Annotated in this window: 12 protein-coding genes and 1 pseudogene; 4 read left to right on the top strand and 9 right to left on the bottom strand. The window is 41.4% G+C overall.

The features are described 5' to 3' along the window. The 8 genes and pseudogenes from AC5JM2_RS03185 to AC5JM2_RS03150 form a co-directional block, all read right to left on the bottom strand. Positions 1-900: pseudogene (locus AC5JM2_RS03185) on the bottom strand (CHAT domain-containing protein); the annotation flags it as partial. Positions 901-959: 59 nt separating this feature from the next. Then, on the bottom strand, positions 960-1757 hold the full coding sequence (locus AC5JM2_RS03180; RefSeq protein WP_495833468.1) for a DUF1822 family protein: 798 nt from the start codon (positions 1755-1757) through the stop codon (positions 960-962). Positions 1758-1762: 5 nt separating this feature from the next. Then, positions 1763-2632 carry a hypothetical protein gene (locus tag AC5JM2_RS03175; protein WP_495833467.1) on the bottom strand — a complete coding sequence of 290 codons (870 nt, stop codon included), beginning with the start codon at positions 2630-2632 and terminating at the stop codon, positions 1763-1765. Between the two features lie 112 nt (positions 2633-2744). After that, the gene (locus tag AC5JM2_RS03170) at positions 2745-3488 is read right to left on the bottom strand and encodes a LabA-like NYN domain-containing protein (RefSeq protein WP_495833466.1); all 744 of its coding nucleotides are present in this window, start codon (positions 3486-3488) and stop codon (positions 2745-2747) included. Positions 3489-3652: 164 nt separating this feature from the next. After that, entirely contained in the window at positions 3653-4516 is an 864-nt protein-coding gene (locus AC5JM2_RS03165; RefSeq protein WP_495833465.1) for a hypothetical protein, read from the bottom strand. Next, positions 4485-5306, bottom strand: a complete 822-nt coding sequence (locus AC5JM2_RS03160) for a recombination directionality factor (RefSeq protein ID WP_495833464.1) — start codon at positions 5304-5306, stop codon at positions 4485-4487. The genes AC5JM2_RS03165 and AC5JM2_RS03160 overlap by 32 nt, the downstream gene beginning before the upstream one ends. 2 nt (positions 5307-5308) lie before the next feature. Further along, positions 5309-5587 (bottom strand): hypothetical protein, encoded by a 279-nt coding sequence (locus AC5JM2_RS03155; protein WP_495833463.1) that lies wholly within the window; start codon positions 5585-5587, stop codon positions 5309-5311. A gap of 61 nt (positions 5588-5648) precedes the next feature. Then, a complete protein-coding gene (locus AC5JM2_RS03150; protein ID WP_495833462.1) occupies positions 5649-6470 on the bottom strand; it encodes a hypothetical protein in 822 nt (273 codons plus the stop codon). A 208-nt stretch (positions 6471-6678) separates the two neighbouring features. Between AC5JM2_RS03150 and AC5JM2_RS03145 the strand changes: the two genes are divergently transcribed. The 3 genes from AC5JM2_RS03145 to AC5JM2_RS03135 all read left to right on the top strand — a co-directional run bounded on the left by AC5JM2_RS03145 (position 6679) and on the right by AC5JM2_RS03135 (position 8947). Beyond that, positions 6679-6933, top strand: coding sequence for a hypothetical protein (locus AC5JM2_RS03145; protein WP_495833461.1), 255 nt, complete (start codon positions 6679-6681; stop codon positions 6931-6933). A 241-nt stretch (positions 6934-7174) separates the two neighbouring features. Next, positions 7175-7501: a DUF6887 family protein gene (locus AC5JM2_RS03140; protein ID WP_495833460.1), complete on the top strand. Its 327-nt coding sequence runs from the start codon at positions 7175-7177 to the stop codon at positions 7499-7501. Positions 7502-7732: 231 nt separating this feature from the next. Then, the gene (locus AC5JM2_RS03135; RefSeq protein WP_495833459.1) at positions 7733-8947 is read left to right on the top strand and encodes a hypothetical protein; all 1215 of its coding nucleotides are present in this window, start codon (positions 7733-7735) and stop codon (positions 8945-8947) included. Positions 8948-9001: 54 nt separating this feature from the next. Here the strand turns inward: AC5JM2_RS03135 and AC5JM2_RS03130 are convergent, their stop codons facing one another. Next, the gene (locus AC5JM2_RS03130; RefSeq protein WP_495833458.1) at positions 9002-9229 is read right to left on the bottom strand and encodes a hypothetical protein; all 228 of its coding nucleotides are present in this window, start codon (positions 9227-9229) and stop codon (positions 9002-9004) included. Positions 9230-9367: 138 nt separating this feature from the next. Between AC5JM2_RS03130 and AC5JM2_RS03125 the strand changes: the two genes are divergently transcribed. Beyond that, entirely contained in the window at positions 9368-9508 is a 141-nt protein-coding gene (locus AC5JM2_RS03125) for a hypothetical protein (RefSeq protein WP_495833457.1), read from the top strand.

The following is a 9508-nucleotide window of genomic DNA, read 5'->3' as shown; positions in this document are numbered from 1 at the left end:
TTGCGCTTTATCTCCCTTTATTCTATCACTGTAAGCAACTCCCAGATTGTATTGAGTCCTTGCCCAATCAACAGGAAAAGCTTCATGAGTGTGAACTAACAAAGCTTGTTGATATGCATCGATTGCCAATTCTAAATTTTGCGCTTTATATCCCCATATTCTGTTATTGTAAGCAACTCCCAGATTGTATTGAGTCATTGCCCAATCAACAGGAAAAGCTTCATGAGTGTGAACTAACAAAGCTTGTTGATATGCATCGATTACCGATTCTAAATTTTGCGCTTTATATCCCCGTATTCTATCACTGTAAGCAATTCCCAGATTGTATTGAGTCCTTGCCCAATCAACAGGAAAAGCTTCACGAGTAAAAACTAACAGCACTGACAGATAACCAGTAATAGCTATATCTATATTTAACGACCTTTTGCTTAAGTGAAAATTCTGGATAAGCCCGCAGAAGTTAAAAATAATCGTAGCAATAAATTCATCTTGTCCTGACTCTACTGTTGCCAATTTTTCTGTTACCCATGCTGGGAATAATTGGATAAAATTATCATCCAGTTTATCTAGATTTGCTTCCAGCAACGGATATACAACTTGCGGATTACCGTCGCTTTCTGCAGTTGCTTGAAGTACCTGCATCAAAAAGGAATAATAATCTTGTGCGGTTGGTGTACTGTCTATCAACGCAGTCAGTTGTGTTGCCCAACTCTGCAAAAACTGGGCTGCGTTAGTATTACCGTTTTCTGCCATCATTGTGGCTACCGCTTTCATTATCTGTACCAAGCCTTGATCAATCAAGTCTTGATTAGCCCTTAATATAGCTGGTTCTTCATCACTGGGGCAGTTGAGTAAGGCTTGAATCAGATTGATATAAGCTTGCTGGCGTTGTTCATCCATTGTTCTTTTTCCCTGGCTAAATTCTACTTCTAAAAATCAATCGTTTTCCCCAACGCCATTTATGCAGCATCTCCCCAAAATTCTGCTAACTTCTCCAACAACTCCTCAGCCAAATCCCTCAATTCAACTTCAACATCAGAAACATCTCGCGTAAACCCGCCTTTTAACCCGCTTTCACGCGTACTTCCCCCTGCACCAGAGGAACTACCAGCTAAAACCTTTCCCCCTTCATTCCACCAATCGCTCTGATCATAAGTCCGATAAACAAGTTCCAATTGTGCGGCGATTTCTGCAATTGATTTCCTTTGCAGTATCTTCCGTACGTTTTCTTCTACCTCTTCTATTTCCGGTAATAAAATTGAAATTGCCGTTTCTAATCGATACAAGTAATCTATCAATTCTTCAATTGGTTGTAGCTGGCTAATCTCAATTTCTTCTGGATATTTACCCAACTCAACGGCTGGGAGAAATCCTCGTAGTTTCACCTTATTCAATTGCTCATAAAATTGAACCGCCACATAGACAATCCGATTTTCTCGCACTTCTGGCGGTAGAGAAATTATTCTATCTTCTGGCTGCATCGGGCGACATTCCAATATTCCCAAATCTGGGATAACTAAATCCGCCACATCATGAACTAGTCGCACAACCGGATTCCAGCTATCTCCTGCTTGCAAATCTGTGCTAAAACCCAGTTCTTCTTGCACAAATTCGTTGACAGCAGAAACCGCCAAAGTATTTAGATAAACTTGCCTTGCTTTTTCTGCTGATGCTTGTTGTGCAGCAAATTTATGTGCATATTCAAACGCTTTTTGAGCTAAGTGTATAGTAAAGTAATGATTCATTGTGCTATTCATAATTTTTACTCCGCATCAAATCCGAATTTCTTAGCAATATCTCTTAACAAAGGTATACATTTTCTATACCAATGAGGTGTAAGAGTTCCATACGGAACATTTAAAGCTTTGGGAATTTCCTCCCATTTTTCTGGAGGTTCTTGCAAATAATATCTTTTGCAAATTTCCCAACAGTTGCAATCAGGATATTTTTTAGAACCGCAATTGTGTAATGTCTGGTCAGGGTCTTGTCTAAGATAATCTAGTAGTAGTTGTTTCTGGCGTTTATTTTCATCAAAAATTGCTTGTTCGAGGGGAGGAAGAATATTAGTATCACCGATATTTTCTCCCTTTGTTGTTCCGCCATCTTTCCCAAGAGGTTCATTTAAACTCACTGAGTTTGGTTTGTTCTTACCGCTACGCCATTTATCATAGCAGTCACACTTGAGAATCATGTTGTACCATCTGATAAAATGTATTCTGACAACCTCTGGTGTGGCATTAGCTATATCCAAACTTTCATATTTTTGGGAAAACTTTTCGATATTCTTTATAATGTCGGCTTCTGTAGTTTTGAGAGCCTCGTAGTAATAAGGGCAAAGATTTCTGCCTAAGTTGTTTTCTTTCAAACTACCCGGTAGCTGCTCTGCTAAAGAAATTAGACTGGTGATGGAACTTGCTTGACTTCTTAAGCTGTGTAGCAATGCTTTTAAGACAAATATGTGATGATTCTTATGCTCCAACATAATTGGAGACAAAAATAGAACTTTTTTGAAAAAGCTATGTTCTCGCAGTGCTTGTTGAATCAACTGCTGCACTTCTCTATCCAGTCGCTCTTGATAGCTCATAGAGGTTTCAGCTAAGACAAATAGGTGACGATTCTTATGGTCAGACATATTTGGAGACAAAAATTAAACTTGTATCAAAATTTAAATCATCGAGGCAGTAGCCCTTGTGTGTAGGCGTTCCCAGGTTGAGCCTGGAAACGAGAATTAACTTGATGAATGATTAAGAATGTTTAAAATCTATAACCTTTTGGGACACATTATGTAGTGATAAGATATCGATGTACTCAGTTGCAATCTCTCGTAAATTTTGGTTAGTGTTTGCTGGGAAACTAACAACTTCGACTCGGTGATGAGATTCCTTCAAAAAATGTACTGGATTGCAAAAATCTCCATCACCAGACACCAGCACAACTGTATCGAATAAATCCTGATAACGCATCATATCAACAATAATTGCCGAATCACGATTTTTTTCTTGAAATTGATTCGGGATAATTTCATAACCAATACTCTGCAAAGTTTCTACAAACCGACAATGATTGAGATTGGTTTGATTGACGCTCGTGTAGTAATATGCTCCAATTATCCCAGAAGCAGATTGTGTTAATTCTTTCAGGAGTTGCGCGTACCTAATTTTGACCCCCGCCTCTTTGGAACAAAAATACAGATTTTCTGCATCAATAAAAATTGCTACACGTCCACGCTGAGAACTGGTAGGAAGTTGTGGTATGAAAGTAGAGACTTCAGAAGCAACGTTCTTGTTTAATTTGCTTGTACTCGGTTCAAACGTCTGTTGAAGATGAAGATATAAAAGTAGTGTTATAAGCAGTAAAGGAATAGCTGCTATGGCAAGGTTGTTAAGAATTATGCCTATTGCTGAAATGGCTAACGAAGCATAGCTCAAAGCTTTGGAATAAACAGGTTTTTGCCAAACTCTACATTGTGGCTCTTGAGTTAACATCATAGACTCTACTTACCCTTCAACTGATTGCTATAGGGGTGTCGAGTTTTCCGGGTAGGTTTATGCAGAGTTTTTGAAAATTCTTTCAAATTCTTGTAGAGACGGGGAAAACAGAGGATAGGCATCAGAAACGGCAAGTGTCTCATCCTGTGTTGAGAACACAAAGGCTATGTCGCTTCATACTCCTGTTCCAAAACACCCAACAACTTTTCTTCTAAAGGCGTCAAGTATGGACGCTTTACCTCTCCCAAATGCTTTAAAACGCTTACCGCTGCTTGTTCCAAATCACTGCTATTACGAAGTTTACTCAGGCGATCGCACAACAGTTGCAGCTGCTCACAATCAGAATCTGAATATTCAAGCGACTTCAAATGCTCCATTTTCACGATATAATCTCCATCCGATGAATTAACAGTACAACTGAAATTATTTACAGAAGTGACAATACACCAACATCCGCTCTTGCCCCTCAGTTCTGGATTATCTTTCACAACAAATTGACAAACCTCTCCCACTCGATAAGGATTTGGTACTTTGGTACGTTCTATAATACGCTGTACTATACCTTTGACAATGCGACCCGACGGCGCTTTACCACCTGCTTCTTCCACTGCTTGCTGCCAAGCTTGTTGCTGTTGCTCTGGTTGGAGTTTGGTCAAAGGTCTGACTTGACCTTCCTTGGTCGGAAAAATGTCCACAATTTGTGGACATTCTTGTAAATTACCCATAACAGTTGCAGCATCAATCAACTGGTAGGAACGAGAGCGATTATACTCAAAGCGCTCGCGGCAGTATTCCTCAAACGTCCTGTGAGTGGAACGGTACAGTCGTCTGTCTCGCAACTCCATCAAAGCTTTGCCAGCTTCATAAAATGCACGCTCAACTTTGCGCTCAAGGTGCAAACGTAAATGCTGTTCCTCAAGAGTCAATAGCTCCAATTCAACAACTTCAACTGGTATACTTTTTAAGTTTACTGGTTGTTCTAAATCAGTATGGTTATTAGACATCTGTGATTTTGAAGTTTGGCTCATGTTTGCAATCAGAACCCTGTAAAGCTGGCGACGCATTGTCCCCTAGAAAATGAGCCAGCCCTTGTTTTGTTGATCTGTCGGTGTAGTCGGGTACTCGTTGTATGAGGGCTGGCTCATTTTCTTCGTGTAAGACCCTCGGCATAGATTTTGCCTCTAGCTGTTGAATCATACGATGACTCCATTCTGGGGAAGCTTCAATCGACAACAACCACTTATCCTGCCTCACCCGCTTTTCACCCATTGGCACACTGATAGAACGCCGAGTGCGACTCAGGACAAATGGAATACCGCGTAAATCACCGCTAGCTTGCTCAATTGCTACCAAGTTCTCAGTCAGACCCAATATGTCAAACTTGCTATGAGTCAATACTTCAACATAGCCAAGGCGACGAAGTTCTGGAATTACCACAGTTAACCGACCGACTGGTTTACAATTGCATTGAGGAGCAGCACACTGAATTGGCTTTTTGCTGTAGGACTTGCGATCGCTATTAAGATACAAACACTGTTGTTCACCATCGCACCGTCTTATTAAAGAAGAAGCTGCCCATTCTTCCATCCAAGAAGGGAATACTTGCTCAGTTTGTTGATATGGAAGCATCACATTTATTTCACGTGGTTCTTTGCCGTATGCTTGAAGAAATGCTTGTGCTGCGTCCGAGTCTTGGGTATCAAAACGGAAGTAGGTGAGGTCACGCCCCATCTTGCCCTCGTGCTTGGGACTACCTTTGCGAATAGTCCCAATTTTGGGGAATCGAGCTTGCTTGTCTGTCAATCCTTTGATTGCCATCGCTAGATTTCCTCCTCATCAATAGAATCTTCCACTACGGGTTTACCCATAACGCGCTTGTGCTGTTTGATTTTCATACGTTGATACTCGGAGGCTTTGATAACGGGCATTGCAGCGTCTTTTACCGCTTGCTTTGCTTGCATGTAAAGGAACTGAGTACAAGCTTCTGAATCTTCGTCTTCATCAAGACTTGCCCATAAGTCACAGCCAATATCAATTGATTCAAAATCGCCTAGGTTAAATTTTCGGTGGTAGGAAATAGCTACGGTTTTAATTTGCATTGTTCTTCCTTAATGATTAATATTTGTGTGACCTTAGAACAGTTCTAAGGTCACTTGTTAATTAAGCTACAAGCGAGAAATCGTAATCTTGAAGTATGCGCCACTCGCACGGAGTCACTTCGTCAAACGGTTTATCAAGCAATTCAGCAATAAGAACGGGAGGGCTTGTACGTAGTTCACGTGGCTTATTCCGACACATACACAACGACCACACTGCCTCTTTTACAGAGTCACACGGAATATTTTCTTGGTGTAGTGAAGCAGAACGTACGACCCACCAACTACCGTTGTTGTAACCCACTTCACCCAGCTTTACATCACCGTTATAGATACCATCATCCAATAGCTCTAACCCAAACTCGTCAGCCGCAACACTGATTTGAGCAAGAACTGCGTTACTGGTTTGTGTGGGTTGAACTTCTGATTGATGCTTTGGTAAAGTATTGAAAGTATGGTGGTGGCAAACAATTCCAAATGCTTTAGCGAACGTATGACCGCGTCTGAATTCTTTGCCGCTGATGTACACAACCCAGCGCTGTGTCTCAAAATTGTTGTGGTCATAGTGAATCTCAGCTACCACTTCCTCACCTGCTAAAACCTCGTGGTCATAAAAGGTAATTTCGCGAGTGGTTAACGTAATTCTGTCTGAATTAAACTCTTCTGGTGCAATCGCTGCTGCTTGTTCTTCGATGTACTGTTCTAACTCTGCTTGAGCAATCGCTTGAATTTGAGAGGACTGGTGAATAACAATCGCTTCAACCCAAGCATGTTTGCGACGCTTGTCAGCAACGTCTACATTACAGCCAATCTGGGTATAGATGGTTTTCAGTTTGCAAAGAGCTTTGACGCTTAACTGTTGTTCTGTGTAAAATGGATGAGTCATTATATGATTACCTGACTTGTATTGAGTTGGGTTACACGAAAGCGACGCTTTGTTTTCTCAGGACAGGAGCGTTGCTTTTTGCCTTATATGTATATGATAACGCAAATGAAATGCAATGTCAAACATTGTTATGCATTAACCTGTAATCTTTGTGGGAAAGGATCTATACTAATGTCAGACAAAGTTAGACAACAGATGCGACAAAGAAATGACGAATAAAACAAAAGCGGACGGACAAATGGCGTTTAGGGTCAGCAGCGCTTTGAAAGACGATTTTACAAAGCAGGCTGAGATGGAAGGCAAAAAACCATCTCAGCTAATAATTGAGTTGATGATGAACTACCTAAAAAGCACAACAGAAAACCAAGTCAACTTAAGCGAGGTAAAACAGTTGCTGGACAGGCACGAGCAAGAAATCTCTCAACTCAAGCAGCGGCAAGATGAGTTGATGGGAAAATCCTAAGCCTGAGAGAAGAGAACGAATCTCTCAGGCAACAACGCGATCGCATTCTGAAAATTATTAAAGAAAACCCGCCTTCTTCGTCACGATAAGGCGGGTTCAATTTTCTTATCAGTCAAAGTAGTGCATTTGCCAACAATGCACTACAATTAGGATATAATATTTTGTAAAACAACTGACAAGCGACAACATCATCTTGTGCAGTCTTTGTTCATAAACAAGGCAGCAATGGGAGTAGCGAGCAATGACAAAGCCGGACTTTGAATCGATGACCAAGGAGGAGCTACGAGCCTACTTTATTGTCAACCGAGACGACAACGAAGCGTTTTACGCTTACATGGACAAGGTAAGAGAAACACCAGGGATTGAAGTTACCTCGGAAGAACAGTTCACCCAAGTAATTGAGCAAAAGCTAAGAGAAAGGCAAAGAGAACGCACAGAGCAAGCGAAGTCAGTAAACATCAGGCAAATGATTATTGATGAGATGGAGTCTTGTCCTGATTACGCATTGTTCGAGGTTTTGGATTGCTTGCGAATTGTCAAAGCAAGGATTAATAAGCTTGGTTACTGACAACTATGTTACTTAGTCACTACCCAAGTACCAGATTGGGCAGATGGTGAAGCAATGCAATTAGAGATTATGTCGCTTTTTTGAAACACAAAGCGACTCTTGATGGTGGCAAGAAGGGGAACCAAGTACTTGCATTTCTATTGGACGAGCTAGATAGCGCTTCAGAAGCGCATAACACCGTTGTAGAGGTTTAAAGAGGATGGGGAGTCGAAAGGTTCCTCGTAAAACAACATGACAACATTTACATCATCTGTATTGGGTGAAGTCAATCATCCCATCAATATCCTCAAAGAATACAAGGAAGCATTTGGCAGAACCAAAGCGGCTATCCTAACCTGGATTGATGGATGGTTGAAAACACGCATAGCAAAAGGCTTGAATAAGTGGGTGAGGCTAACTCTTAATGACGTAGCGGCAGATTTGGGCTACTGTAAAAAAACCATTCACAAGCACCTTAGAGAACTGGTTGAGATGGGCATACTGGTTCGTGAAAAAGCTGGCTGGTTTCCCACTGATACCAGTCATGCTTACAAGATGGATACAGATGTAATACTACAGTATTTGTGCTCAAAGAAAAAATACACCGCTAGTGGTGTATTCGGGAACCAACAGCAGTGTAATCATGAACCACTAGTGGTAGAAAAATGCGCCACATACATAGATTCATCATCCTTAGATTCAAAATTAATTTCTCACACACAACAAGACGCTGCTGTGGGAGAAAATTTGGAGGTGGATTGGGATACTCTAGAAAACCAGGTCGCCCGATGGGAAGAAAGCCAGTTAACTAGTGAACAACTAGTTGAGGAAGAGCAAGCCAGGTTGGTTAGTGAATGTCTAATTACGGAAGAGCAAGCCACGTTAGTTAGTAACCAGGAAGAACCCGACCAACCCACGGATACTCTCTGCGTTGATAAACAAACCTCGGTCGATTTGTCTAACCAGCCAATTAAGCGTGAGGACAATTATTCCGTCGTCGTTTGCAAAGTCAAAACGGTTACGACTTCAAAAGAGATAGAGTCTAATAAACCTTGTCAAGAGGAAATTAGTGAGATAAGGCGGGAACTGCGACAACTTCGTATCAACCCAGAGGCGTGCATGAGTGCTGTTCTGAGACACTGGGGGAACGTGAATAATGCTTTAGCACGGGTGAGAGAAGCGATCGCAGATGGTTGGTGTAAGAATCCAGAGGGATTGTTTATTAGTAGCTGCAAGAATGGTGCAAAGCCACAGAAGTCAGCCGTTGCTGTTGGCTTTAAAGAATGGTTTGACTGGGCACGCAAACAGCGAATAGCTTTAGCGTCAACGACGATAGATGGTGTGCATTGTGTGATGTTGGCGTCGGATGAATGGATGCCAACGGCGAAAGCGATGCAGATGTATCCGAACGCGCCTGCGTCTCCGTACTACGTAGCAGAGCCGCAGGCGGCTGAGATGGAGAGTTGAATATGAGTATAGAGCAGAACTGCATTTCAGCAATCAGCGGAATATAGGTTGGATTTAACGCAAGGATTCTAAGATTATTGTTGTTGTCATCAAACACAACAGGAGAATTCCCAACTTACAAAACCAATTTCCTGCAAAAGGCAGCAGCACTGCGAAAATGTTCAAAGCCCCAAAACCCATTGATAGAATGCAGGCGATCACAAAGGTGAATATTGCTAGCAAGAAATATTTGAGGAGCTTAGCAGTCAATTTGAATAGACGACTATACTGATTTTTTGTCATGGCTATGAACTCCTATATGGAGTGTAGGTGATTCAATTTGTCTTAAGTTGACAAAAACTCAATTGCACAGGCACTTGCGTTGAACAAGGGGTAGAACTAATAAAGGTAATATCAAGGCAAAGTAATTTTAGAAAGCTTATGACTAGAAGCTTTCAAGCAGCAGCACTGATTGCTATTGAACTGTTAATTCATCTAAAAACTGACGGGCTGAAATACTGTCTAGACAAGTGTTTTAGTTTTTACTTTGCCCCTGAGCAGAGCATTTATTTGCCCTACTAA

The organism is Brasilonema angustatum (genome assembly GCF_059505445.1).
Note: the sequence above shows the minus strand (reverse complement) of the source record. Positions and strands in the feature narration are given on the sequence as shown.

What these genes read in the sequence shown, in the direction of transcription:
- AC5JM2_RS03180 (WP_495833468.1), bottom strand. Translation starts at nt 1,757, where the DNA reads ATGAATAGCACAATGAATCATTACTTTACTATACACTTAGCTCAAAAA.
- AC5JM2_RS03175 (WP_495833467.1), bottom strand. Translation starts at nt 2,632, where the DNA reads ATGTCTGACCATAAGAATCGTCACCTATTTGTCTTAGCTGAAACCTCT.
- AC5JM2_RS03170 (WP_495833466.1), bottom strand. Translation starts at nt 3,488, where the DNA reads ATGATGTTAACTCAAGAGCCACAATGTAGAGTTTGGCAAAAACCTGTT.
- AC5JM2_RS03165 (WP_495833465.1), bottom strand. Translation starts at nt 4,516, where the DNA reads ATGAGCCAAACTTCAAAATCACAGATGTCTAATAACCATACTGATTTA.
- AC5JM2_RS03160 (WP_495833464.1), bottom strand. Translation starts at nt 5,306, where the DNA reads ATGGCAATCAAAGGATTGACAGACAAGCAAGCTCGATTCCCCAAAATT.
- AC5JM2_RS03155 (WP_495833463.1), bottom strand. Translation starts at nt 5,587, where the DNA reads ATGCAAATTAAAACCGTAGCTATTTCCTACCACCGAAAATTTAACCTA.
- AC5JM2_RS03150 (WP_495833462.1), bottom strand. Translation starts at nt 6,470, where the DNA reads ATGACTCATCCATTTTACACAGAACAACAGTTAAGCGTCAAAGCTCTT.
- AC5JM2_RS03145 (WP_495833461.1), top strand. Translation starts at nt 6,679, where the DNA reads ATGACGAATAAAACAAAAGCGGACGGACAAATGGCGTTTAGGGTCAGC.
- AC5JM2_RS03140 (WP_495833460.1), top strand. Translation starts at nt 7,175, where the DNA reads ATGACAAAGCCGGACTTTGAATCGATGACCAAGGAGGAGCTACGAGCC.
- AC5JM2_RS03135 (WP_495833459.1), top strand. Translation starts at nt 7,733, where the DNA reads ATGACAACATTTACATCATCTGTATTGGGTGAAGTCAATCATCCCATC.
- AC5JM2_RS03130 (WP_495833458.1), bottom strand. Translation starts at nt 9,229, where the DNA reads ATGACAAAAAATCAGTATAGTCGTCTATTCAAATTGACTGCTAAGCTC.
- AC5JM2_RS03125 (WP_495833457.1), top strand. Translation starts at nt 9,368, where the DNA reads ATGACTAGAAGCTTTCAAGCAGCAGCACTGATTGCTATTGAACTGTTA.